Annotated in this window: 24 protein-coding genes; 8 read left to right on the forward strand and 16 right to left on the reverse strand. The window is 46.3% G+C overall.

From position 1 onward, the window contains the following. From waaA to waaF, 6 genes are all read right to left on the reverse strand, one after another. A complete protein-coding gene (gene waaA / locus A1OO_RS07645) occupies positions 1-1275 on the reverse strand; it encodes a lipid IV(A) 3-deoxy-D-manno-octulosonic acid transferase (RefSeq protein WP_017002664.1) in 1275 nt (424 codons plus the stop codon). A gap of 79 nt (positions 1276-1354) precedes the next feature. Then, positions 1355-1870 carry a hypothetical protein gene (locus A1OO_RS23760; protein WP_017002665.1) on the reverse strand — a complete coding sequence of 172 codons (516 nt, stop codon included), beginning with the start codon at positions 1868-1870 and terminating at the stop codon, positions 1355-1357. A 9-nt stretch (positions 1871-1879) separates the two neighbouring features. Continuing rightward, positions 1880-2650 carry a hypothetical protein gene (locus A1OO_RS23765; protein ID WP_017002666.1) on the reverse strand — a complete coding sequence of 257 codons (771 nt, stop codon included), beginning with the start codon at positions 2648-2650 and terminating at the stop codon, positions 1880-1882. Between the two features lie 16 nt (positions 2651-2666). Then, positions 2667-3068, reverse strand: coding sequence for a GtrA family protein (locus A1OO_RS07655; RefSeq protein WP_017002667.1), 402 nt, complete (start codon positions 3066-3068; stop codon positions 2667-2669). Then, the gene (locus tag A1OO_RS07660; protein ID WP_017002668.1) at positions 3068-4018 is read right to left on the reverse strand and encodes a glycosyltransferase family 2 protein; all 951 of its coding nucleotides are present in this window, start codon (positions 4016-4018) and stop codon (positions 3068-3070) included. The genes A1OO_RS07655 and A1OO_RS07660 overlap by 1 nt, the downstream gene beginning before the upstream one ends. Positions 4019-4258: 240 nt before the next feature. Beyond that, positions 4259-5302, reverse strand: a complete 1044-nt coding sequence (waaF, locus tag A1OO_RS07665; protein ID WP_017002669.1) for a lipopolysaccharide heptosyltransferase II — start codon at positions 5300-5302, stop codon at positions 4259-4261. A gap of 187 nt (positions 5303-5489) precedes the next feature. Here waaF and A1OO_RS07670 point away from each other — a divergent pair, with 187 nt between their 5' ends. Further along, complete coding sequence (locus tag A1OO_RS07670; RefSeq protein WP_017002670.1) at positions 5490-6455, forward strand: hypothetical protein; 966 nt, start codon at positions 5490-5492, stop codon at positions 6453-6455. A gap of 82 nt (positions 6456-6537) precedes the next feature. On the opposite strand, the gene A1OO_RS07675 is transcribed toward A1OO_RS07670, so the two are convergent. From A1OO_RS07675 to rfaD, 4 genes are all read right to left on the reverse strand, one after another. Then, positions 6538-7359 carry a glycosyltransferase gene (locus A1OO_RS07675; RefSeq protein WP_017002671.1) on the reverse strand — a complete coding sequence of 274 codons (822 nt, stop codon included), beginning with the start codon at positions 7357-7359 and terminating at the stop codon, positions 6538-6540. Then, on the reverse strand, positions 7356-8570 hold the full coding sequence (locus tag A1OO_RS07680) for an O-antigen ligase family protein (RefSeq protein ID WP_017002672.1): 1215 nt from the start codon (positions 8568-8570) through the stop codon (positions 7356-7358). The genes A1OO_RS07675 and A1OO_RS07680 overlap by 4 nt, the downstream gene beginning before the upstream one ends. Positions 8571-8717: 147 nt before the next feature. After that, a complete protein-coding gene (lpxM, locus tag A1OO_RS07685; protein ID WP_026023772.1) occupies positions 8718-9659 on the reverse strand; it encodes a lauroyl-Kdo(2)-lipid IV(A) myristoyltransferase in 942 nt (313 codons plus the stop codon). 66 nt (positions 9660-9725) lie between these two features. Next, positions 9726-10670, reverse strand: coding sequence for an ADP-glyceromanno-heptose 6-epimerase (gene rfaD, locus A1OO_RS07690; protein ID WP_017002674.1), 945 nt, complete (start codon positions 10668-10670; stop codon positions 9726-9728). Positions 10671-10774: 104 nt separating this feature from the next. Between rfaD and A1OO_RS07695 the strand changes: the two genes are divergently transcribed. The 3 genes from A1OO_RS07695 (at position 10775) to tdh (ending at position 13881) form a co-directional block, all read left to right on the forward strand. After that, positions 10775-11422, forward strand: coding sequence for a TetR/AcrR family transcriptional regulator (locus A1OO_RS07695; protein WP_016961910.1), 648 nt, complete (start codon positions 10775-10777; stop codon positions 11420-11422). Between the two features lie 215 nt (positions 11423-11637). Continuing rightward, positions 11638-12834 (forward strand): glycine C-acetyltransferase, encoded by a 1197-nt coding sequence (locus A1OO_RS07700; protein ID WP_017002675.1) that lies wholly within the window; start codon positions 11638-11640, stop codon positions 12832-12834. Between the two features lie 6 nt (positions 12835-12840). After that, a complete protein-coding gene (gene tdh / locus A1OO_RS07705; protein WP_016961912.1) occupies positions 12841-13881 on the forward strand; it encodes an L-threonine 3-dehydrogenase in 1041 nt (346 codons plus the stop codon). Positions 13882-13963: 82 nt separating this feature from the next. Here the strand turns inward: tdh and A1OO_RS07710 are convergent, their stop codons facing one another. From A1OO_RS07710 to gpmM, 3 genes are all read right to left on the reverse strand, one after another. Then, a complete protein-coding gene (locus A1OO_RS07710; protein WP_017002676.1) occupies positions 13964-14704 on the reverse strand; it encodes a divergent polysaccharide deacetylase family protein in 741 nt (246 codons plus the stop codon). 16 nt (positions 14705-14720) lie between these two features. Then, positions 14721-15884, reverse strand: a complete 1164-nt coding sequence (locus A1OO_RS07715; RefSeq protein WP_026023773.1) for a peptidoglycan DD-metalloendopeptidase family protein — start codon at positions 15882-15884, stop codon at positions 14721-14723. A 238-nt stretch (positions 15885-16122) separates the two neighbouring features. After that, positions 16123-17661: a 2,3-bisphosphoglycerate-independent phosphoglycerate mutase gene (gene gpmM, locus A1OO_RS07720; RefSeq protein WP_017002678.1), complete on the reverse strand. Its 1539-nt coding sequence runs from the start codon at positions 17659-17661 to the stop codon at positions 16123-16125. 432 nt (positions 17662-18093) lie between these two features. Between gpmM and A1OO_RS07725 the strand changes: the two genes are divergently transcribed. The 4 genes from A1OO_RS07725 to cysE all read left to right on the forward strand — a co-directional run bounded on the left by A1OO_RS07725 (position 18094) and on the right by cysE (position 21282). After that, a complete protein-coding gene (locus A1OO_RS07725; RefSeq protein WP_016961916.1) occupies positions 18094-18534 on the forward strand; it encodes a rhodanese-like domain-containing protein in 441 nt (146 codons plus the stop codon). Positions 18535-18633: 99 nt separating this feature from the next. Then, positions 18634-19104 carry a protein-export chaperone SecB gene (secB, locus tag A1OO_RS07730; RefSeq protein ID WP_016961917.1) on the forward strand — a complete coding sequence of 157 codons (471 nt, stop codon included), beginning with the start codon at positions 18634-18636 and terminating at the stop codon, positions 19102-19104. A 24-nt stretch (positions 19105-19128) separates the two neighbouring features. Continuing rightward, positions 19129-20160 (forward strand): NAD(P)H-dependent glycerol-3-phosphate dehydrogenase, encoded by a 1032-nt coding sequence (gene gpsA, locus A1OO_RS07735; protein ID WP_016961918.1) that lies wholly within the window; start codon positions 19129-19131, stop codon positions 20158-20160. A 279-nt stretch (positions 20161-20439) separates the two neighbouring features. Next, a complete protein-coding gene (gene cysE / locus A1OO_RS07740) occupies positions 20440-21282 on the forward strand; it encodes a serine O-acetyltransferase (protein WP_016961919.1) in 843 nt (280 codons plus the stop codon). An 87-nt stretch (positions 21283-21369) separates the two neighbouring features. Here the strand turns inward: cysE and pfkA are convergent, their stop codons facing one another. The 3 genes from pfkA to A1OO_RS07755 all read right to left on the reverse strand — a co-directional run bounded on the left by pfkA (position 21370) and on the right by A1OO_RS07755 (position 24132). Next, positions 21370-22332 carry a 6-phosphofructokinase gene (gene pfkA / locus A1OO_RS07745; protein ID WP_016961920.1) on the reverse strand — a complete coding sequence of 321 codons (963 nt, stop codon included), beginning with the start codon at positions 22330-22332 and terminating at the stop codon, positions 21370-21372. A gap of 262 nt (positions 22333-22594) precedes the next feature. Further along, on the reverse strand, positions 22595-23491 hold the full coding sequence (gene fieF / locus A1OO_RS07750) for a CDF family cation-efflux transporter FieF (RefSeq protein WP_017006096.1): 897 nt from the start codon (positions 23489-23491) through the stop codon (positions 22595-22597). Between the two features lie 155 nt (positions 23492-23646). Next, complete coding sequence (locus A1OO_RS07755) at positions 23647-24132, reverse strand: CpxP family protein (protein WP_016961922.1); 486 nt, start codon at positions 24130-24132, stop codon at positions 23647-23649. Positions 24133-24286 lie beyond the last annotated feature (154 nt).

Here is a 24286-nt window from a genome sequence, read left to right on the forward strand (position 1 = left end):
TTATTGTTTCTGGGCATCAATCCACGGTGCTATCGCTTCAAGTGTTTTAGCGACCGCGCCACGGTTTCTCTCCACCACATTCAGCGCGGCTTCTCCTGCTTGTTGGCATTTCTCTGGGTTGTTCATTAAACCCAATAGCGCATTGGCAATGTCTGATGGCGTTTCTTGCACCTCACAAGCACCGGCTTCTATTAACTGATCGCCAATCACCTGAAAGTTAAAGTAGCTAGGACCTGTAATTTGAGGTTTCCCAAGAGAAGCGGGTTCCAGCAAGTTGTGGCCACCAATCTTCTCTCCCATCAGACTTCCCGCCATAAACGTCACGGTCGACGTGGCAAGTAAGGTCATCATTTCACCCATGGTATCGCCCAAATACACTTGCGTATTGTCATTAATAGGCTGTGATTGGCTGCGACGTGACAGTGAAAATCCTTTCTGTTCAATCAGTGCTGCAACGTCGCCGAAGCGTTCGGGGTGGCGTGGAACCAGCACCAATAAAGCGTCGGGTTGTTTCGCCAATAGCGCTTGATGAGCGTCGAGTAAAATCTCGTCTTCGCCAGGGTGGGTACTCGCTGCTACCCATGCTGGACGTTGTTTAAGTACTTGTTTCAGCGCGACGACAGCATGGTTAGATTCATCAAATTCAGGTAAATCAAATTTCACTGAGCCTGATACGGAAACATGCTGTGAATTGACGCCAAGTTGAACGAAACGATGAGCATCGTCTTTAAATTGGCAAAGAATGTGGTCGATATTGTTTGAAAGCAGAGTGAATAGCGGCTGTACACGCTGATAGCCGCGCATCGACTTTTCCGACAGTCGTGCATTCATCACGATGATTGGGATGCCAGCTTGTTTCACTGCCGTTAAGGTATTCGGCCAAAGCTCGGTTTCCATGATCAACATGATTTTTGGATTCATGCGTTTCAAAAAGCCGCTGACAGCAAAGGAAAAGTCGATTGGCATGTATCTGTGCTCGACACCATCGCCAAGCTTGCTCGCAATCGCGGCACCTGTTGTCGTTGTGGTGGTAACGAGTATCGAAGCGTCTGGATATGTCTTGCGAAGCGCCAGAATAATCGGTTTTGCGGCAATCACTTCACCGACGGAAACAGCATGAATCCAAATTGGACGTTGGCCTACAAGTGCTGGCGTTCTTCCAAAATGCTCAACCCAGCGCTTACCCACACGAGGTTTCCCATCTTTGGCGCGATAGAGACCCAGAAGAAGAAAAGGGGCAGCGATGAAAAGTAAAAGTGTATAAAGAAGACGCACACGAAAACCTTGTTTGGAAAACCTGGGGCTAGTTTACAACAAAGGGCTCGATATCGAGCCCTTTAGAAGGAATAAGTGGCTACTTAGACAGTCCTTCATCAATCAGATATTGCTGTACTTGTTCGGCATAATCGACGTTGTAGGAGTATTTATCGCTGTCGTGCGCCGCAACAAGATTAACCACCAGAAAGAATGCCGACAAGGCAATCAGTCCGCGACTGAAGCGTTCTGGCATTGCAATGCGCCATGTTTCTGCGGCGATCAGCACTGGGATCAGAGCCAGCGGGAAGGTCAGGATTAAATGCCAGTAGGAAAAAGTAATGGGCGAGAGCATGGCGTTGATGATGATGGCCAACACAGTCGCGCCTGCAAACAAGAGCAACCAATGTGTGTCATCTGCAATGGGCTTGTCGCGTTTAATTATGGGTTTGATGGTCTTCCATGCACGCCAGTTCACTTTGGCGGAGATCACCACGGTTGTCGCGCCTACCAAATAAAGTAACGCCTGCCAGCAATACTGAATAGTCATCTGTAGCCAGCTGATGGTGGTGATCCAGTCAAAACTGACATCCGTGATCAGCCGATTTGAAAACATCGTAGAGCCCTAGCGAATCCAATAAAGTACCGCTTTGAGTACCGGGTAAACGTGAACCGCGCCATAACCGATATAGCGATCGCTTTCTCGATTGATACTCTCGTTAACCATGTATTCCTGAAAATAGGGAATAAGAGATGCGAGAACAACCATGCCACCAACCATGACACCCGCCCAATTAGGATGTGCCATTTTACGGTAAAGAAGATAGCAAGAGATGACCGCCAATACTGGCCACGAGTAATGGAATTGCATCGCGCCGCCAATCGCCAGCACATGCAAAAAGCTATAAATGAAAGACGATTTCTCTCTAAGCTTAAATGCCGACCAAAAGTGCAGCGCAGTGAAAAAGCAAAGATAGGCAGGGTTGTAGATTAGGCTGTCGTAGAGCAACCATGGGTTCAGCCAATAGGCCACCATAAACACAAGGCGAACAGGCGGGCTAAACACCGCTTTTATGACAGCATCAAAAAGAAAGAACGACACCACCCGCAGGGCGATAATCATCAGCATGGGTGACCAAGGGTTATCCCACAAGAGCAGTGGGCCACCGACTATCCACGCAGACAGCGAACCGGGTACATTGCCTACTGCACTGGCCGCGTTGCCAAATGCAAGCCAAACGCCTTGATAGGCACCCAGGTAGCCTTTGTGGACCATTTGAGTTTGATCGCCAGTTAAGATCTGGTTGCTGGCATACAAAATAGCGAGCATTAGGCCAAGATAGAACCCAGCCCGTTGAAGCGAGGGGGCAAAGCGGGTGAATAAATCAGGGGTCATTGGTTTATCCGTAAAACTAGTCCGTTGAGGGTGGTGTTTCTTTATAAGTCCAAAATCGATGAATAACATAGGTCACCATCGGGATCATAAACACAACTAGCATGACGCGCAGATAGTTGTTTGTGTCACTGAGCGATTCGCTAATCAGTTGTGAGATCAAAAGTGCAGAAAACTGTACGATGAAAAACCGCGTTGCATTCTTAAGTGATAGTGATTTTTTGAATACAAATAATGACTGCATCAAATACGACAAGCTAAATGCGCAGGCAAACCCAATCAGGTTTGCCGCAAATACGCTGGATGCTGAAAAGTGCAACATAGCGAAGGCGACGCTGATGTGGGTCAAGCTGGCTAATCCACCTGTCAGACCAAAGCGCGCAACTCGGTGCGCAAGGAATTTTTCAGACAGTGAAGACATCAGTGTTTATCGCAGGAAGACGCATCGGAGTCGCTTTCGACGATATATATTGGTCGCCTTTTGGATTCCATATACAAACGACCTAAGTATTCGCCTAAGACTCCAAGGCCGATAAGTTGAACACCGCCAAAAAACAGTATCGCAGTGAGCATAGAGGCATAGCCGGGCAAATCAATACCAAAAATCAATGTCTTAAGTATTATTGAACTGCCGTAAAGAAAGGCGACGGTAGAAAAAAATACGCCCAGATAGAGCCAAATACGAAGTGGTGCTGTGCTAAAGCTGGTGATACCTTCAAGCGCGAAGTTCCACAGGCGCCAGCCGTTAAAACTAGTCTCTCCGGCTGCGCGGGGTTGGCGAACATATTCAACGACAGACGTTTTAAATCCAACCCAAGAGAAAATACCCTTCATAAAGCGTTGGTTCTCGGGTAATAGCTGTATGGCCTGGACTACTCGACGAGTGATTAACCGAAAGTCGCCGACATTATCGGGGATTTCGACGTCTGCAATACTGTTGTGGAACTTATAAAACAGACTCGCGGTGATTTTTTTTGCAAGCGTATCGCTGCTTCTGTCGATGCGTTTGGCGACAACGACATCATAGCCTTTTTGCCATTCTCGCAAAAAATCATGAATAAGTTCTGGCGGGTCCTGTAGATCGGCATCGATCGGAATGATGACCTCGCCCTTAGCATGGTCAAGGCCAGCCGTCAGCGCGGCTTCTTTGCCAAAATTACGTGACAGATTGAGTACACGTATGTGTGTGTTTTTTGCAGCAAGCTCATGAAGAACAGAGAGAGTGTTGTCTTTGCTACCATCGTTGACAAACAGCAACTCGTAGCTAAAGTCAGTTGCAGACATAATCCCAGTGATTTTATCTGTAAACGTATGAATGACTTCTTGCTCGTTAAAGCATGGGCATACGATGGATATTACTGTTTGAGTCATGGAGTTCCATTCCTATGTTTTGGTGAATCAATCCATTAATGCACGGTATCTTAGGCGTGTTGTTCGAGTTCGATGTTGCCTTCCTAAAACACCGTACACCATTAGCAGGAAAATATCTTAATAAGGTATTGAACTTACAGTTTTTTCACAACCCGCGATCGATTAGAAATCGAGGTGTTGCATTTTGTTAGGGCCTTGCTTTATGGATATCCTTGATAGTTAGCACGTTGCTACCTACGATCATTCCAAGTTCTGGTTTCGATTCAGGTCGCGGTATGCATCCAGCACTTTTGCTGGCATTAACTCATTGAGGCATTTTAAGTGACCCAAAGGGCACTCCCGTTTAAAACAAGGGCGGCAATTGATATCAGTGTCGACTACTCTCACTTTTTGTGAAAGCGGTGGGGTGTACATGGGTGAGCTTGAGCCATATATCGCCACAATATTTGCGTTGACGGCTGCAGCGACATGCATAAGCCCCGAGTCGTTTGAAAAAACTGTGTGACAAGCGGCTAATAGATCTACTGCGTCGACCAATGAAGTTTCACCTGCCAAATCAAAGCACATAGATTTCTGATGTTCAGAGAGTGCCTTCACAATCTTTTCTGTCACCGATTTGTCTTTTGGCCCACCAAAAAGACATACCTGATGTCCTTCAGTGATCAATTGTTTGGCTATATAGGCATAGTGTTGTTCAGGCCAGCGTTTTGCGGGGCCGAATTCTGCGCCTGGACACAAACCAACAATGGGTAAATCTGGCGAGATATTAAATCGCTGTAAGCAAGCGAGTTGGTTTTCGTTGTCTACGTTAAGTGCTGGGTTGGGAATGTCGTCTATTGTCACTTCAGACAGCATTGTGCTTTTGCTGTGAGCAAGAGCCACGTAACGCTCAACCATAAATTGGAATATTTTGCGATTTGGACGCAGGTCATTCAACAAACCGTAGCGCATTTCGCCCTTCCAGCCAGTACGTTTAGGGACTTTAGCAAACAGGGGGATGAGTGCAGATTTTGCTGAATTAGGCAAGATATAGGCATGGTCATAGTGGTTATCTCTAAGAGATTTACCCAACATCCAGCGCTGTGACAGGCTGAATTGTCCATGCCCTAAAGGCATTTCAATCGCTTGGTTAACCTCAGGCATCCGTTCGAGAATAGGTTTACACCAAGCGGGGGCAAGTACATCAATCAACACATTGGGGTGCAATTCTAGCAAGCGCTTGTAAAGGCTTTGAGACATGACCATGTCCCCAACCCATGATGGGCCCACAATCAATATTTTCAAAAATGCTTACTCCTGGATGTGGTCGATGTCACTCGATATCATTGTGATGATGTATCAAAAAAGAGATAGCCATCATTTCCTAGACAATAAAGGATAAGATGATATTTTAAGGGAAACTTAAGTTAGCACAACAGAAGAATGCAAATGACTTCCTTTCTGGAAGCGCTTGTTATCTAGGAGTTGGAAATTGAAAGTATTACTAATCAGTCCTGACTGGCTGAACCTGTCATCACCAATAGTGCAAGAAATGAAGCGGATCGGATATGATAGCCACTTATTAGACCATGCTGATTTTATTAGATTTAGTTATTCAGGGAAGATCGAGAGGGTGTTATCAAAACTCCATAATTTGTTTAATAAAGAACCATATAAAAAATTAAAGACAAGTCAAAATACAATGTCATACCTAAATGGTTATCTTTCAGGAAAGGATTTTGACGTGGTCATTATGACCAGTCCTGATGTTTTTAATCAGGAGCACTTTGAGTTAATAAAATCTAAGTCAAAAAAAATGGTGGCCGTTTTGTGGGATAGTTTATCGAAGGCGCCAAGGAATATCGAGCGGTTACAGTACTTTGATAAAGTATTTAGTTTCGAGTCAGATGATTGTAGTAAATATGGACTAGAACCAATTACAAACTTTATAAAGCCAGAGTTGGTTAGATTGGAAAAGCCCATTGCATATGAGTATGATATTTTTATGGTTATGACTTATGACAAAGTGAGGTGTAAATATATAGAAGATATACTGGAAGCAAACAAGAACTTAAAGGCAAAAATTTTAGTGCATTCAGGGAGCTGCAAAAACGAGAGAAAGATAAAACACCCTATGATGGAATTTATCACTACCCCTGTATTAAATAGTGAACTTGTTTCTTTTATTGAAAGATCGAGAGTTATACTGGATGTGAGTTATGACTATCAAAAAGGCCTCTCATTTAGGCCATATGAAGCATTAGCCTGGGAAAAAAAATTAGTTACGAATAATGATAAAATCATGCAATATGATTTCTACTCAAAAGAAAACTTCTTTGTACTTGGTAGGGATAAGAAAATACCAGAAAATTTCATAAATTTAGACTTTAAGCCAGTAAGTTCTGCCGTAAGAGAAAAGTACATGCTTTCAAGTTGGATCGAGAAGGTATTGAATTGACTTTTAGTCCATAGTCTCCGCCCTATGGACCAAGTTTAAAAAAGCGTACGATTAAACGGAATGGAACTGATTGAGGGATAGTTTAACGTTCGCTTTTTATAATTCCATGTTCGGTGAAAGCAATTTTTCGGTTTTGGACCTCTTCAAATATCGAGTCATTTACTTTACTTCTAGGTAGCTCTTTGTGGAAAATATGAACCTGGTTAGCTTTGTAAAAGATATTCTTTATTTCAACACCCGAAAGTCTCAATCTGTATTCAACATCACTGTCTTCACCAGTTCCTGCGGCTTGATATCTTTCATCAAATCCGTTGATTTCTAAAATGTCTTTTTTGTATAGTGAGAAGTTGCAGCCGACAATACCTTTTAGCTTTCTGTTTAAGTGATTAGATATCTTTTTATTTGTAATTCGAAAGCCTTTTTCAATGTTTTTCCCTTTAGAGAGTATGTATTTAATTAGTATTTCAGGTAGGTTTTCAATGAAGAATTTATCAGGGTTTAGTGTGGTTATCTTACTGCTAACAGATGAAGATAAGTCTACTCTTCGTCCATTGAGACAATATCCTTCCATTGCATTTTCTAGGTGATCAAATACAAACTTATCTTGTGGGATACAGTCACCATCAATAAATATTATATAGTCATTGGATTTAACAACTGATCTGTTTAGTATTCTGTTCTTGCGAAAACCAATATCCTCCTGCCACACATGTATTATCTCAAAATCATACTGTGAAATGATCTCATTTATTCCATCCACAACATCAGGTCTGGAACCATCATCAGCAATAATTACATTGAAAGTACCATCGTATTGATTGTTCAATGACGAAAGTATAATCTTCAATAAATCTAACTTGTTATAGAATGCAATTATCACAGATGCTTTAGGTGACATTCTCATGCTCTACTCCTTATGGATTTTGATGCTGCGAGTGAGATGGTTAAATATATAAATGACGTCTGATAATCCATGTATGATGTATAGAAGACACCAATTATGGCAAAGCCAACTAGCACTAGAACTAAGCATTCATCAAAATCTGATGATATTTTGTTTTTTGAGTAAATTAGCCTATATAGAACAGAGGACAAGCTACCAATAAGCAGTAATGTGTATAATACCCCATGCTTATTAATAAGGTCCAAGTACATGTTATGACTATCATTGAATGAAAACTGGGAGTTGAATTTCTCGCTATAGTGTTCTTTCTCATGATTGGTCGTCAAATATGACACATACTTTTCTTGAAAGCTATGGGATCCCGTTCCAAATAAAAAATCTGACGGTGATGTGCTTATGTTGCTACCAAGAAACCCTAAAGAGGTTTTCCACATTGCAATTCTTGCACTATTGGAATGATCTGAGCTAGTATCCGTAATGCTTGCAACTCTCGACGAAAACTTATTAAAAGTGTCTGAAGATAAATAATGAAGTGAAGAGAAAATTAAAATCAGCCCAACCAAAAAAAAGATGCCATGCTGCCTTTTTTTATAAATCATATAACTGGGAAGGATTATAATCAATGCGAGCAGAGGAGCTCTTGAACCACTAAGTGCAAGTAAAACAAATCCTAGAATAACAATAATGACACTTAGTATGATGTGATTTTTTTTATTTGAATAAAAAAATGGGAGGAAAAGAAGTGTCATATAGCTTACAATTTCTCCCCACCTTCCAATGTCCCAAAATCCTGAAATTCTTTCACCATTCCAGCCATGCGATATTATATGTAATAATACTTGGGTTGATGATATAAAGAAGCCAAAAGCAAGAGAGTAGATGCAGGTGCTTCTCATCTCCGTATTTGAAAAAAAATATACTAAAGGTGGAATTACTAATATCATGCCCCCTTTTCGCGAATATTCTAATAGATCGTTTTGAGAGCCGCCAGCACAGATGGTAATGAAAATTCCGAATAAGTAAATTATGAAAGGAAGATAATAAAATGGTTCTTTACGAAAAGATGTAAAAGTAACTCTACTCTCGAAAAATAAAACGAAAAAACGCAATAATAGCATAGATGAACTGATATATAGACCAGCTTTGGATGTCATTAAAGATAAACAAAAGAAAACGACTAACGTATGGTCTACAAGTTTTGGTGTTTTCATTACTTTAATGTTCCTTTATTTTTGCACATAGAACCCCTTGAAATTCAAAATTTTTAGTTTGCATGGATACTAATTGAAGGAATACTTGTCATTGGTCAAAGTTTCGAAAATCGTACATGTGCGAAAGCCTGATACTGCTGTTTACGCTTAGTAAAGCTGGCTACCATCCGGCCTAGATCTCAGCAGATTCATAATCCACATATATTGCCCTGGATCGTCTTCCAAAAACTGCTCGATGCGCTCGTTCATCATGCGTGCGTCTGTTTCTTCGCTGCCTGATGGAAACGGTGCCAGCGGGGGCTGGATGATGACCTCAAAGTTACCAGTTTCTCGGTTATAAACAGGCATAAGCGGCACAATTTTCGCGCGGCTAAGTTTTGCCAATTTACCTAATCCTGAAAGCGTCGCTTTCTGGGTGGCGAAGAGGGGCACGAACACGCTGTGTTCTGGGCCATGATCTTCGTCAGGCAAGTAATATCCCAAATAGCCTTCACGCACGGATTTAATGAAGGGCTTCACGCCGTCTGAACGTTCGTGGGTGCGACCGCCGTACTTGAGACGTTGCACATTCATTAGCCAATCGACCACCCGGTTTTTTTGCTTTTTCACCATAGCAGCAACAGGTAAGCCACGTGAGGCGAGTTGCACTGCGGGGTAATCAATTGCCCAACTGTGTGGTACCAGCAAAATCACTTTCTCGCCGTTTTCAACTAAGTCAGTGAGGATTTCCTCATTACGAAATAACGTGCGTTTTTCCAAGTAGTGCTTGCTGCGCATCATGATGGTGGCAAAGCCAAGCATCACGCATCCTGCGTTAATATAGCTTTGTTCTAAGATCGCAAAACGCTCTTCTTCGGTTTTCTCTGGAAAACATTCTAGAAGATTGACCACGGCACGTTTTTTAGCGCGGTTGTTCATTTTCACCAGTTTTTTGGCGAGAAATTCTGCGAACTTGTCACGTAAACGAAAAGGCACAAAAGCGAGGATCGCGACAAAGAACATGCCTAGCCATGTTCCCCAATAGCGAGGATGAAGGAACGCCCATTCGAATTTGGGTAAATAGGAGTTGGTGCTAGATTCTTGGCTCATAGAGTCGAAACTACAGATAAATCAGAGGGAAGAAAAAAAACGGACCGAGGCCCGTTTTTCAGCCAGTTACTTATTCAGTATTGCCATGTATTCGGCAACGCCTTCAGCGACAGTTTTAAACTCATCGTTGTAACCCGCCGCGCGAACCTTGGTCAGGTCGGCTTGGGTATAGGCTTGGTAGCGGCCTTTCAAGTGATCTGGGAACGGTATTTCTTCCACTTCGCCTTGGTTGTGGTGAGCAATAACCGCGTTAGCCACAGCGCGGAAAGGTTCAGCTCGGCCAGTGCCGCAGTTGAAGATGCCAGAAACGCCGTTTTCCAGAAACCAAAGGTTCATTTTGCAAACATCACCGACGTAGACGAAATCACGTTTGAAGGTATTGCTGCCTTCGAACAGTTTCGGGTTCTGACCGTCTTTGATTTGGTTGTTCAGGTGGAATGCCACTGACGCCATGCTGCCTTTATGGCCTTCACGTGGACCATAAACGTTGAAGTAGCGGAAACCAGTAATTTGAGAAAGCTTCTCGCCGTGCGCTTCTGCATCCGCCCAAATGCGACGAACATAGTTGTCGAATTGTTGCTTCGAGTAACCGTAAACGTTCAGTGCGCCTTCGTATGGCTTCTCTTCGATGAAGTCATGGTCACGGCCGCCATAGGTGGCAGCAGAGGAGGCGTACAGGAACGGAATTTCACGCTCAAGGCATAAGTGCAGTAACTCTTTTGAATACTCATAGTTGTTGAGCATCATGTATTTGCCGTCCCACTCGGTGGTGGCAGAGCATGCACCTTCGTGGAAGATGGCTTCAATCGGGCCGAAATCATCGCCAGCCATGATTTGAGTGATGAAGTCTTCTTTGTCCATGTAGTCGGCGATGTCTAGATCGACCAGGTTCACGAACTTGGTACCGTCTTTCAGGTTATCAACCACCAGAATGTCGTTGATACCTTGTTCGTTCAGGGCTTTAACAATGTTGCTGCCAATCATGCCAGCGCCGCCAGTCACTATAATCATACTTTTACCTAATATCTGACAATGAGAAGACCCCGCCATCACTCTCGCGGAGGCTATGGTAATATTTACATTTCCCTATTGGGCATGAGGATAGCAGTTTAACCATGAAAACCCGTGATCGCATTATTCATTCTGCATTGGCACTGTTTAACGAGCAGGGTGAACCGAATGTCACTACCAATCACATTGCTGCTGATCTCGGGATTAGCCCAGGAAATTTGTATTATCACTTCCGTAATAAGGAAGAGATTATACACAGTATTTTCGATCAATACGCGCTCGATCTCACGGTAGGTTTTCAGCCAGAAGCCCCTGCTGAATCGGATCAACAGCGTCTGCTTGCTTATCTCGATGCGACGTTTCAGTTGATGTGGCGTTACCGCTTCTTCTACGCGAATTTGCCCGATATCTTGCGCCGCGATGCGGTGTTACAAAACAAGTATCTGACGGCGCAACAAAGCCTTAAAACCAACTTGTTTGCGATGCTGGGGCAGTTTCGTGAAACGGGCTGGCTGGATATGGAAGATGAAGCATTGGCGTCTTTGTGCAGCACGCTTAAATTGGTCGCATCGAGCTGGATCTTCTATCAAAGTGCGCAAGCGCCCCAAGCTAAAATCACCCCTGCCGTTATCTATCAAGGCGTCCTTCAGATCCTCAATATGGTGTCGCCAATGACAACCGACAAAGGCCGTGCGGTCGTGGGTGAAATTATTGAGCATTATCGTCAGCAAATGGCGTCTGCGTCTGCGTGATTTATCTGCGTGATCCATGGCAATAAGATGTGCTAATTCGATAGACGAAGCCTTCCTCATAATTCTATTATCGACCTCCATTCTGATATGTCATACTGCATTAAAAGCATCCCTTGGGCATATCAGCTGCATATGGTGCAATAAATACTGTGTTATCAGTGATCTACTGGTTGCACGTTTTAAATCTGTTCCTGTTTTCCTTGATGGAGTGAGCGATGACTGCCGCTTTTTACCAGCAAATCCGCCAGCAGCTTGAAGAAACCAAAGCTGAAGGTCTGTACAAAGATGAACGCGTGATCACGTCTGCCCAACAGGCGAGTATCTCGGTGACGTCCGGCGCTGAAGTGTTGAATTTCTGTGCGAACAATTATCTTGGCTTAGCGAACCACCCAACGCTGATTGACGCGGCGCAAAAGGGCATGGATCAGCATGGCTTTGGTATGGCATCAGTTCGTTTCATCTGCGGAACGCAAGACGCGCACAAAGAGCTTGAGGAAAAGCTTTCTACCTTCCTCGGTATGGAAGACACCATTCTTTATACCTCTTGCTTTGATGCCAACACGGGTTTGTTTGAAACCATTTTGGGTGCGGAAGATGCGATCATTTCTGACGCACTCAACCATGCCTCAATCATTGATGGTGTGCGTCTTTGTAAAGCGATGCGTTTTCGCTATGCCAACAACAACATGGAAGAGCTTGAGCAGCAACTGATCGCTGCCAAAGAAGCTGGCGCTCGTAACACGCTTATCGTGACAGACGGTGTGTTCTCAATGGACGGCGTCGTGGCGAACCTGCCAGCGATTTGTGATTTGGCAGACAAATACGGCGCATTGGTGATGGTTGATGACTCTCACGCAGTGGGCTTTATGGGCGCGAATGGTCGTGGTACGCACGAGCACCATGACGTGATTGAACGCATCGATATCATTACCGGCACGCTGGGCAAAGCCATGGGGGGTGCATCAGGTGGTTACACGTCGGGTAAGAAAGAAGTGATTGATTGGCTGCGCCAGCGCTCACGCCCGTACTTGTTCTCGAATTCACTTGCACCAGCCATTGTGTCTGCGTCTATCCGCGTGATTGACCTGCTAGAAGAAAGCGGCCATCTGCGTACCCAACTTTGGGACAATGCAAGCCACTTCCGTGCACGCATGAGCGAAGCAGGCTTTACGCTTTCTGGTGCTGATCATGCGATCATTCCTGTGATGCTGGGCGACGCGAAAGTGGGTGCTGAGTTTGCAGAACGTATGATGGAAGAAGGTATCTACGTGGTAGGTTTCTCGTTCCCTGTGGTACCAAAAGGCCAAGCACGTATTCGTACACAAATGTCGGCTGCACATAGCCGCGAGCAATTAGACAAAGCTATCGATGCCTTTATCAAAGTGGGTAAAGACATGGGGCTGATTGAGTAAGTGACAATGACAAACAAAATGAAAGCACTGGCAAAACTGAAACCAGAGCCAGGGATTTGGATGACAGAAGTCGACCTACCAGAAGTGGGTCACAACGATCTTCTGATCAAAATCCGTAAAACGGCAATTTGTGGCACCGATGTACATATCTACAACTGGGACGAGTGGTCACAAAAGACCATTCCTGTGCCGATGGTTGTCGGTCACGAATACGTGGGTGAAGTGGTTGCCATGGGTCAGGAAGTTCGCGGTTTCACTGTGGGCGATCGTGTTTCAGGTGAAGGTCATATCACGTGTGGTCACTGCCGTAACTGCCGTGCCGGCCGCACACATCTTTGCCGCAATACCACCGGTGTTGGTGTTAACCGTGAAGGTGCATTTGCAGAGTACTTGGTGATCCCTGCGTTCAATGCTTTCAAAATCCCTGCGGATATCTCTGATGATCTCGCATCAATCTTCGACCCATTTGGCAACGCGGTTCATACGGCATTGTCGTTTGATTTGGTGGGTGAAGATGTATTGATCACGGGCGCAGGCCCAATCGGTATCATGGCTGCCGCGGTGGCTAAACATGTGGGCGCGCGTCATGTGGTGATCACGGATGTGAACGAATACCGTTTGGATTTGGCACGCAAAATGGGTGTAACCCGTGCAGTAAATGTCGCTGAAGAAAAGCTGGAAGACGTGATGGCCGAACTTGGCATGCGTGAAGGCTTCGATGTGGGCATGGAAATGTCAGGTAACCCGTCAGCGTTCAATGCCATGCTTAAAACCATGAACCATGGTGGTCGTATTGCCCTTCTGGGTATTCCGCCTTCAGACATGGGTATCGACTGGAACCAAGTGATCTTTAAAGGCCTGGTGATTAAAGGTATCTATGGTCGCGAGATGTTCGAAACGTGGTACAAGATGGCGAGCTTGATTCAATCAGGTTTGGATCTCAGCCCAATCATCACGCATCACTATAGTGTGGATGATTTCCAACAAGGCTTTGACATGATGCGTTCAGGCATGTCAGGCAAAGTGATTTTGGATTGGCAGAAGTAATCTTCCCCAATCGTGGATGACTAAAACAATCAAACCCGCTTCGGCGGGTTTTTTAATGCTAGAGCAAAGGTAAAATCGCGGTTTAGGGTAAGAAGGCCTGAGAGATAGGCACTAAATCAACCCGTTGCTGAAGCTCAGGAAGTGCTTTTTGCAGCGTATCGAGTGTGATTGGGAAAGGGTGGGCTATCACGACCGCGATACCTCGTTTTTCTGCCAGTGTGACGGCCAGTTCGAGTTGATCAGAGATAAATGCTTCATTGAGATAATGGTCGAGAAAGACATGGCGGCGATTGTTGGGGAGCCCATGTTGCTTCGCGATTTTTTGTGCCACCGTATTGACGGTGGTACGGCTGTCGATAAATCCCAATTGCCTGTCGTGGAGCAACTCCATAATCCAATGCATCGGTTCGCTGTGCTGAGTCAGTAAACTGCCCATATGGTTGTTCACCGCAATCGCATGAGGAACGCGATACAGCGCCTCTTGCACGGCCTCTTGCATCTCGAGTTTGGACATATCGAGCGTTAGCACATATGACTCTTGTGGCGCGCCGGGTGGGCTTTGCATGGGCAAGTGAAGCAAGATTTCACGGTGTTGGCTAAGCGCAGTCAGTGCGACAGCGGTATCAAACTCCGTAAATGGGATCACAGAGATACTGATTGCAGCGGGGAGTTTGGCGATATCTCTTGGCATCAGGTCATAGCCGAGGTCGTCAATGATCACCGCGAGCTTGGGTTTCGTTAAGGGGTTCGCCATGGCTGGCATGGCGAGCAGCAGTGCTAATGAGAGTATGATGTAGGTGGTGACAGTGACAATCCTTTGCATCTGCTACCGACTCCGCTTACCGCCCGAGCCAAGGGCTAGGGTTAGTGGCATTGCCTTTACGCCGTATTTCGAAGTAAAGGCCGGAGGAGGCTTGCCCGCCGCTGTTACCAACAAGTGCCACGGGGTCTCCCGCTTTTACTGTGTCTCCCACATTGCGCAACAGTGCTTGGTTATAGCCATAAAAACTCATGTCGCCTTTGCCGTGATCAACCACCACCATCAATCCGTATCCGCGTAGCCAGTTAGACAACACCACCGTGCCATCATGAGCCGCTTTGACTTCGGCTCCTTCTTTGGCGGAAATGACCATGCCGTTCCAGCGCAATTGACCACTTTGCGGACTGCCATAACTATGCAGTACTTTGCCTTTTACTGGCCACTGCAGTTTGCCTTTGTACTTGCCGAGCCCATCCATTTTGACTTTGGCTTGTTCGGCGGCAACTCGCGCTAATTCTGCGGATTTCTCTAGTTCGACTTTGAGGCTTTTCTCGTTATCACGCAGCTCAGAAAGATAAGATTTGTCGCTTCTGATTTGGCGTTGAATGGCGCTGGCGGTTTTTTTCTGTGCCTGTTGTTCTTTTTCTAGCTTGGTTTTATCGGCTTGAAGTGATGCCAGCACAGTTTTCTGTTTTTCTGTTTGCTGAACCAGCATGCGACGTTTGAGCTGCAACTCGGTATCGGTTGCTGCCAACTCATTGATGGCGTCGGTACGAGCTTTGGAAAGACGTTCGGCATAGACCGTCATGCGATCCAGTTCGTTGGTGTCTTGCCCGCTAAGCAGCGCGTTCAGCTGATTGTGTTCGCCTTGGCGATATTGGCTGTTCAGTAACTCTTTCAGTAGTTCCATCTGTCCGAGTTTGCGTTGCTCCAAGCGTTGACTTTCACGGTTGAGGGCAGCAATGTCGTCTGCCAACGACGAAAGGATCGCATTGGCGTCACGGATTTTTTTGGCGAAACCACTGATAGATTGCTCTTGCTTTTTCAGTGCCGATTGCAGGCTGTTGAGTTGTTTGCTGCTCGTATTGAGTTGTTGTTCTTGTCGGGAAATTTCATTTTTCACGCCGGATAATTGTTCATCGCTGGCGTTTGATAATGAGCTGACAAGCAGGCATAGCAAAACGCCAGTGCATAAAGCACTGGCGCGCAATTTTTTCGATAAGCGCAAATTTATTCCCAACATGTTTGGCAGTATATCAATCTGATCATCGGTCTGCACTACTGATAGTGTCTCAGTGTCTCAGCGTCGCAAGAACAGAAAGATATTAGTGCTTCTAATTCAACAAGATTTTCAGATCAAAAATGGCGGCGTAAAGAGAACGGTAGACAATAAAAAACGCGCCGACGAAAAGGGAGTTTTTCCTTTCTCATCGACGCGTTTTAATCGCTAAATAACCGAAGTGGTATTTAGCATTGAAACATTATTTTTGCACGTAAAGCGGCTTGCCAGTCATGTCTGATGGGATAGACACATCCGTCAATGAAAGCATAGTCGGCGCTAGATCGGACAATTTACCGCCGTCAAGCAGCTCGATATTCTTGCTACCAACGTAGATCAATGGAACCGGCAGGTTGGTGTGTGCCGTGTGAATGCCACCCGTTGTTGGGTCGACCATCATTTCTGCGTTACCGTGGTCAGCGGTGATCAGCAGTTGGCCGTCAACTTCTTTGATGGCTTCAACCACACGAGCGATGCAGCTATCTACTGCTTCACACGCTTTAACCGCTGCATCGTAAACACCCGTGTGGCCAACCATGTCGCCGTTCGGGTAGTTACAGATGATTTGGTCAAACTTGCCGCTCTTAATTGCAGCAACCAGTTTGTCAGTTAGTTCTTCTGAACTCATTTCAGGCTGTAGATCGTAGGTGGCCACTTTTGGTGACGCAACCAATGCACGCTCTTCGCCTTCAAACTCGTTTTCAGCGCCGCCGTTAAAGAAGAAGGTCACATGTGCGTATTTTTCTGTTTCAGAGATACGCAGCTGAGTTTTCCCTTCTTTCGATAACCACTCACCCAGTGTATTCACTAGGTTGTCTGATGGGTATGCGCAAGATGCGTCGATGTCTGATGCGTATTCAGTCAACATCACGAAATCTGACAATGCCGCCACTTTTGAACGGGTGAAACCGTCAAACGATGGCAGGAAAGTGCGAGCGATTTGGCGCGCACGGTCAGCACGGAAGTTCATGAAAATCAGGCTGTCGCCGTCATTGATAGACGCAACAGGTTGGCCTTCAGCACGGATTTCAGAGGCTTTAACAAATTCGTCGTTTTCTTCACGCGCGTATGCCGCTTCTAGTGCTTCAACGGCTGATGCGTAAGTGAAATCGCCTTTTGCTTCAGTCAGCAGGTCATACGCTTGTTCGACACGATCCCAGTTGTTATCGCGGTCCATGGCGTAGTAACGACCAATGATAGAGGCCGTGCGGCCTTTACCCAGTTTCGCGAACAGCTCATCGATACGTGCCAGTGAGTTTTTCGCACTGCGAGGTGGTGTGTCACGACCGTCAAGGAAGCAGTGTAGATACACGTTTTCAGCGCCGCGCTGAACCGCCATTTCTATTGCTGCTGCAATGTGGTCTTCGTGGCTGTGAACGCCACCTGGTGACATCAGGCCCATGATGTGAACCGCTTTGCCAGCTTTCACTGCTTTATCAACTGCGCCAGTCAGAACCGCGTTGTCGAAAAACTCGCCATCAGCAATGGCTTTAGTGATGCGGGTCAGGTCTTGGTAAACAATACGACCTGCGCCAATGTTAGTGTGGCCAACTTCAGAGTTGCCCATTTGACCATCTGGCAAACCAACGTCCATGCCTGATGCTGAGATCAGGGTGCTGGTGCCCGCCATCAAGCCATCAAGAACCGGTGTTTTAGCGTTAGCAATGGCGTTGTCGCTGTTATCTTCGCGATAACCCCATCCGTCCAGAATAACGAGAGCCAAAGGCTTCTTAGCAGACATACAGTGTCCTCTTTAATGTCAATTTCGATAAAAACAATTAGCGTAACTTTACTACATTTTATTGGTTAAGCAGTAGGCAAACTTTTCCGCTAAATAATCAACAAAATTTGTAATGCCAAGCGCTTAGCTTAGATGTCTCGCGGCTTGTACCGCGTCTTATCAATATGATGGGCTCTCATATCTGACGAATACCAAGTAAATAGTTGTAGTAAGTCAACAGTCATTAAGTGAAAGCATGCCTGCTAAGCGGTTTGATAAAGTAAAGTTTTTGGCCTTACATCTGAAATGGGGATGAGTGTGACCTGTTTCAAGCTTTTGCTGTTTAGTGGCAGTGAGCGAGAGCATGGAAATCCAAGCCCATGCTGTACTTGCGAGCGCGGGAGGTTATACTCGGGGTCGATTTTTTTGCCGACATGAATGTAGAAGCGAACTATGCAGCAGTTTATTGAATTTGTTCAAAGTGAAGTGATTTTGTCACTGGTGTGGGTAGGTCTGGTTGTTGCGCTGATTTTGTCAGTCATCAAGCAGAAAACCGCTTCATACAAAATTGTCTCGCCAAATGATGCCACCGTGATGGTTAACCGTGAGAATGGTGTGTTTGTTGATATCCGTAGCCGCGACGAATACCGCGGAGGGCATATTGCAGGTGCACTTCACGTTTTGGCGAAAGACATTAAAGCCAATACCTTTGGTGATATTGAAAAACATAAATCAGACCCAATCATTCTGGTGTGCAAGACAGGCCAGACCGCAATTGAAAGCGCGAATTTGCTGACAAAAGCAGGGTTTGAGAATGTTAGCGTGCTGAAAGATGGCTTGATTTCGTGGAGAGAAGCGAATTTGCCACTTATCCGTCACAAAAAGAAAAAGTAACGCTAACAGTGAGCTATTCGACAGGCAGCTCTATTGGGGCTGCCTGACTCATTTTAGAATGCGAGAAAGCATTTGGTTAATTAACAAGGATTTATCATTATGGCTGAAGCAGCGAACAACCAACAAGATCAACAAAACTTTGCAATCCAACGTATCTTCCTGAAAGACGTGTCTTTTGAAGCGCCTAACTCTCCAGACGTTTTTCAACAAGAGTGGAACCCAGATGTGAACTTGGATCTGGACACCCAAAGCCGTGAGCTAGGCGAAGGTGTTTACGAAGTGGTTCTGCGTCTGACTGTTACCGTGAAAAACGGCGAAGAGACGGGTTTCCTTTGTGAAGTGCAGCAAGGCGGTATCTTCAGCGTTGGCGGTATGGAAGCACCACAATTGGCACATTGCCTAGGCGCATTCTGCCCGAACATTCTGTTCCCATACGCACGTGAAACCATTTCAAGCTTGGTTGTGAAAGGTACGTTCCCACAACTGAACCTTGCGCCAGTTAACTTTGACGCATTGTTCATGAACTACCTGCAAAACCAAACGCAAAACACTGAAAACGCTGACGCGTAAGCGCAGCGAAAAGGGTCGACACCAATGACAGAAAATACCCAAGCCAATGTTGCTATGGCGAATGTTGCCATGACCGTATTGGGCGCAGGTTCATACGGTACATCTCTCGCAATCTCTTTGGCTCGTAATGGTGCCAACGTCGTGTTGTGGGGGCATGAAGCGGCGCATATGGCGCAGCTTGAAATTGATCGTTCAAACGAAGCGTTTCTGCCGGGTGTCGCCTTCCCAGACTCACTGATTTTAAGTGCCGATCTTGAAGAAGCGGTGCAAGTGAGCCGAGATATCTTGGTGGTCGTGCCTAGCCATGTATTTGGTTTGGTCTTGTCGCAAGCGAAGCCTTTCCTTCGTGTTGATCAGCGTATTTGCTGGGCAACGAAAGGACTGGAGCCGGAAACCGGTCGTTTACTGCAAGATGTTGCCAGAGAACAGCTGGGTGATGAGGTATCGCTGGCGGTATTGTCAGGTCCAACGTTTGCCAAAGAATTGGCTGCAGGTCTGCCGACCGCTATTTCTGTTGCTTCACCGGATGCAGATTTTCTTGCTGACCTGCAAGAGAAGTTTCACTGTAGCCGCACGTTTCGTGTTTACGCCAACAGTGACTTTACCGGCATTCAACTCGGTGGTGCGGTGAAAAATGTGATTGCGATTGGCGCAGGGATGTCTGATGGCATCGGCTTTGGGGCGAACGCCCGCACTGCGCTCATCACTCGCGGTCTTGCTGAGTTAACCCGCTTAGGCGTGGCGCTTGGTGCGGAGCGTGAAACCTTTATGGGCATGGCGGGCTTGGGTGATCTAGTACTGACTTGTACTGATAACCAATCTCGTAACCGCCGTTTTGGTTTGGCGCTGGGTCAAGGTAAAGGCGTGGAAGAAGCGCAGACAGAAATTGGTCAGGTGGTTGAAGGCTACCGCAATACCAAAGAAGTCCGCGTACTTGCAAAGCGCATGGACGTTGAAATGCCTATCGTCGAGCAGATTTATCAAGTGCTTTACGAGGGCAAAGATGCCCGTTTAGCAGCGCAAGATTTGCTGGCGCGTCAAAGAACGTCCGAATAGTTAAACTGTCGGCAGCACCATATTGAGTCTGAAAAAACGCGAGAGTGATTCTCGCGTTTTTTATTTTTGCGACGGATGGCAAGCAACGTGAGAATGTCAGTGCCAAACTTACCTTCGGTCAACAGTTTCAATATTGGGTTGTTTAGGTATCTATGTCACACTGAGAAGATGTGATCGCCGTTAACCAACGATGATAAGCGTGTCCTAATGGCGTCTGACAGACAGAAGACGGCAACAGCACGAGTAGCAAGGTTAGAGCAAGTTAGAAAAGGTACGAAGATGCAAAGGATGTGTGGTGAAGGCCGCGATAAAAAATGCCAGCAAGATAAAGTCTGGAAGGCCATTAAGCGCGAAGCGAAAGAGCAGACTGAGCGCGAACCTATGTTGGCGAGCTTTTTCCATGCCACCATCATTAAGCACGATACGTTGGCGGCCGCATTAAGCTATATCCTTGCCAACAAGCTTGCTACACCGAGTATGCCTGCGATGGCGGTGCGCGAAGTGGTAGAAGAAGCCTATGCAGGAGACAGCAGCATCGTTGCGTCTGCCGCGTGTGATATCTGTGCGACCGTGGAACGCGATCCAGCGATTGAGCTGTATTCGACGCCTTTGCTTTACCTAAAAGGCTTTCATGCACTGCAAGGCTTTCGCGTAGCGAATTGGCTCTGGTATCAAGGTCGTCGTGAGTTAGCCGTGTATTTGCAAAACCAAATCTCTGTGGCCTGTCAGGTGGATGTTCACCCTGCGGCGTGTATTGGTCGAGGCATCATGTTTGATCATGCTACGGGCATTGTCATTGGCGAAACTGCGGTGGTTGAAGATGATGTTTCCATTCTTCAGGACGTGACGTTAGGCGGGACGGGCAAAGAAGGTGGCGATCGTCACCCGAAAATTCGTACCGGTGTCATGATTGGCGCAGGCGCAAAAGTGCTGGGCAATATTGAAGTGGGCGAGGGGGCGAAAATCGCTGCGTGTTCAGTGGTGTTGATCCCTGTTCCTCCGCACACCACTGCGGCAGGTGTACCTGCGAAGATTGTTGGCACGCCGAGCAGTGAAACACCATCATTCGATATGGATCAGAAAATCAGTGGTAATGAGTTCATTGAAGGTGACGGCATTTAGTCACACCGTTTTTGACGCAATACCAATGGAAAGCAGAATAAAAAAACGGAGCCCATAGGCTCCGTTCTTGTCTGCGCAATCTGATGATCAGAATAGCTTGTTTGCTACGTCATACAGATCTTGGCGGAATGGGCGACGCATGTTTTCAATCGCATCAATGATGTCGTGGTGAACCATTTTTTCATGCTGGATACCCACACAACGACCACCTTCGCCTTGGATCAAAAGGTCAACCGCAAATGCACCCATACGTGATGCAAGAATACGGTCGAACGCACGTGGCTGACCGCCACGTTGAATGTGACCCAAAATGGTTGCGCGCGTTTCACGGCCAGTTTCAGCTTCAATGTACTTCGCCAATTCATTGGTGTCCGTCATCAACTCAGTGATCGCGATAATTGCGTGTTTCTTGCCCTTGTAGATACCTTCTTTGATCTTCGCGATCAGGTTCTCTTTGTCTAGGCCGATTTCTGGCGTGACGAAGTATTCACAACCGCCAGCAATTGACGCCATCAGAGTCAGATCACCACAGTGGCGACCCATTACTTCAACGATAGAAATACGCTGGTGAGAAGATGAGGTATCACGTAGACGGTCGATAGCTTCAACAACCGTGTTCAGTGCCGTCAGGTAACCGATAGTGTAGTCAGTACCTGGGATGTCGTTGTCGATAGTGCCTGGCAGACCAATACATGGGAAGCCCATTTCGGTTAGCTTCTTCGCACCCATGTATGAACCATCACCGCCGATCACAACCAGCGCTTCGATGCCGTGCATCTTCATGTTCTGGATGGCTTGCTCACGAATTTTTTCATCTTTAAATTCAGGGAAGCGAGCTGAACCTAGGAAGGTGCCACCTCTGTTGATGATATCCGATACGCTAGTACGGTTTAGTTTTTCAATACGGTTTTGGTGAAGGCCTTGGTAGCCGTCATAAATACCGCAGACTTCAATGCCTTCACTCAATGCTGCGCGCACAACGCCGCGGATGGCTGCATTCATACCCGGGGCGTCGCCGCCACTGGTCAAAACACCAATTTTACTAACCATGGTTACCCTCTGACTTTGGGAATTGAAATTTCAAATCCATTTTCGCATGTTAAGACCGCGAGTCTTACACCCAGCTTCCCGAAGAAAAGTCTTATCAGGTAACGCGGGTATGTCTCAGCATGCGTTGACGTGCCAGTTTAGCTCGCTGGTCACGTGTTTGAAACTGTAACTTTCCTACTTATGAAAGACTATTACAATTTCACGAAGTTTTTTCGTTGATTAATATCAGTAAGCGTCGCAAATTTTCGACGGAGATTATGTATTAATTTTGCTCACGTGGTGTTTTTCCAACAACCGACACCGGATCTTGGTGAATAAGGATATCTGCACCTGGGAAAGCGATTTCTAGCCTGTCCTCAACTTCATCGGCGATAACGTGAGCATCAACCAATCGGAGGTCGTCATCCAATTCAAGATGGAGTTGGATAAAGCGTGTGGCACCAGCCTGACGCGTTCGCAGATCATGAACCCCTTCAACCCCTGACACCGTCGATGCCAATAACATGATTTTTTCCTGATCTTCAACGGGAAGTTGATGATCAAGTAACGACTGTACCGCTTGACTTGCCATTTGGAATGCACTGACAAGAATAAAGATACCGATACCAATCGCAAAGATAGAGTCCGCCATTGGGAAACCGTACCACGCCAATCCCAGTGCCACGATGATCGCGATGTTCATGTACAAGTCGGATTGATAGTGCAAAGAGTCTGCCGCGATAGCTTGGCTGCCTGTTTGTCGTACCACCCATTTTTGAAATAGTACAAGGCCAGCGGTGATGACGGTCGCGATGCCACTCATCACAACACCCGCTTCAGGGTGGAACAGCTCTGTGGGTTTAAACAATCGCTCAATGCCGCTAAGGACGAGGAAACACGCTGAGCCGACGATAAAGGCCGCCTGTGCCAATGCAGCAAGAGATTCCGCTTTGCCGTGACCGAAGCGATGTTCTTCATCGGCGGGTTGCAGTGCATAACGCACCACGACAAGGTTGGTCACGGACGCAAGCAAATCAATCAGAGAGTCGACCAATGATGCCAATAGACTAACCGAGCCGGTATACCACCAAGTGCCCAGCTTCATCAGTAAAAGGAATGAGGCGGTAATGGTTGCCGCCCACGCGGCCATCTGAACTAATCGGGCGTATTTTTCTGTCATGAGTGCATACAACTAAGAATCAGTGAACAGAGTATACCGTTTTTTAACGCAGAATTAAGGACTTGCTTGGGCGTGTTTTACGCAACATGCCGACACGTGTCGGCATGAAGGGAGATTGTTACTTGCGCATAAAGGACAACCTTTAGTGGCGGGGATTAGCCGTGGTGTTTCATGCGGTTTTGATGACGTTCGGCCATTTTTTCCATGTTCGCTTTCACTTCTGTTTTTTGTTCTGGCGTCAAAATGTTCAACATTTCATGTTGGCGTTTCATCATGCTCACGCGACGTTCCACTTGCTGGACGGCCATTTTTTGTGCCAGTTCGCGGACTTGTGCTTCATCAAAATTGTCAGCAAGCAGAAGCGATTGCATTTCTTGGCGTTCTGCCATCATGCCAGCTTTCATTGCACCTTTGTTCGCTTTCATGGCATCGCGATTTTGCTCACGCAGTGTTTTTAGCTCTTCTTTTTGTGCGTCGGTTAAATCAATGCCGCGCAGCAGGTGTTTACCACCCATCATGCTCTTCCCGCCGTGCATGCCTTCGCCGTCGTTGTGTTTACCGCCAGCTGCCATGACAGACATAGAACCCATCATCAGGGGAAGCGCGATAATAGTAGCAACAATGCGTTTTGATAATTTCATGATGTTCTCTCCGGTATAAATAAGGTCGTGTTCTTGGTTTATGTCGTTCGGCTTCGTTATTCGAATTCGCCGTTTGTTTGCGTGTTTCCGTTTCGATGTGGCCACTTTACCGCTCTGGACGTAAACCGGTGTTCATCGTACGTAAAGCAATGTA

The organism is Enterovibrio norvegicus FF-33 (genome assembly GCF_000286835.2).
GTDB classification, from domain to species: Bacteria; Pseudomonadota; Gammaproteobacteria; order Enterobacterales; family Vibrionaceae; genus Enterovibrio; species Enterovibrio norvegicus_A.

Coding starts and splice junctions, on each gene's coding strand:
- A1OO_RS23760 (WP_017002665.1), bottom strand. CDS start 1,870: ATGTTTTCAAATCGGCTGATCACGGATGTCAGTTTTGACTGGATCACC.
- A1OO_RS23765 (WP_017002666.1), bottom strand. CDS start 2,650: ATGACCCCTGATTTATTCACCCGCTTTGCCCCCTCGCTTCAACGGGCT.
- A1OO_RS07655 (WP_017002667.1), bottom strand. CDS start 3,068: ATGTCTTCACTGTCTGAAAAATTCCTTGCGCACCGAGTTGCGCGCTTT.
- A1OO_RS07660 (WP_017002668.1), bottom strand. CDS start 4,018: ATGACTCAAACAGTAATATCCATCGTATGCCCATGCTTTAACGAGCAA.
- A1OO_RS07675 (WP_017002671.1), bottom strand. CDS start 7,359: ATGAGAATGTCACCTAAAGCATCTGTGATAATTGCATTCTATAACAAG.
- A1OO_RS07680 (WP_017002672.1), bottom strand. CDS start 8,570: ATGAAAACACCAAAACTTGTAGACCATACGTTAGTCGTTTTCTTTTGT.
- lpxM (WP_026023772.1), bottom strand. CDS start 9,659: ATGAGCCAAGAATCTAGCACCAACTCCTATTTACCCAAATTCGAATGG.
- rfaD (WP_017002674.1), bottom strand. CDS start 10,670: ATGATTATAGTGACTGGCGGCGCTGGCATGATTGGCAGCAACATTGTT.
- A1OO_RS07695 (WP_016961910.1), top strand. CDS start 10,775: ATGAAAACCCGTGATCGCATTATTCATTCTGCATTGGCACTGTTTAAC.
- A1OO_RS07700 (WP_017002675.1), top strand. CDS start 11,638: ATGACTGCCGCTTTTTACCAGCAAATCCGCCAGCAGCTTGAAGAAACC.
- tdh (WP_016961912.1), top strand. CDS start 12,841: ATGACAAACAAAATGAAAGCACTGGCAAAACTGAAACCAGAGCCAGGG.
- A1OO_RS07710 (WP_017002676.1), bottom strand. CDS start 14,704: ATGCAAAGGATTGTCACTGTCACCACCTACATCATACTCTCATTAGCA.
- A1OO_RS07715 (WP_026023773.1), bottom strand. CDS start 15,884: ATGTTGGGAATAAATTTGCGCTTATCGAAAAAATTGCGCGCCAGTGCT.
- gpmM (WP_017002678.1), bottom strand. CDS start 17,661: ATGTCTGCTAAGAAGCCTTTGGCTCTCGTTATTCTGGACGGATGGGGT.
- A1OO_RS07725 (WP_016961916.1), top strand. CDS start 18,094: ATGCAGCAGTTTATTGAATTTGTTCAAAGTGAAGTGATTTTGTCACTG.
- secB (WP_016961917.1), top strand. CDS start 18,634: ATGGCTGAAGCAGCGAACAACCAACAAGATCAACAAAACTTTGCAATC.
- gpsA (WP_016961918.1), top strand. CDS start 19,129: ATGACAGAAAATACCCAAGCCAATGTTGCTATGGCGAATGTTGCCATG.
- cysE (WP_016961919.1), top strand. CDS start 20,440: ATGCAAAGGATGTGTGGTGAAGGCCGCGATAAAAAATGCCAGCAAGAT.
- pfkA (WP_016961920.1), bottom strand. CDS start 22,332: ATGGTTAGTAAAATTGGTGTTTTGACCAGTGGCGGCGACGCCCCGGGT.
- fieF (WP_017006096.1), bottom strand. CDS start 23,491: ATGACAGAAAAATACGCCCGATTAGTTCAGATGGCCGCGTGGGCGGCA.
- A1OO_RS07755 (WP_016961922.1), bottom strand. CDS start 24,132: ATGAAATTATCAAAACGCATTGTTGCTACTATTATCGCGCTTCCCCTG.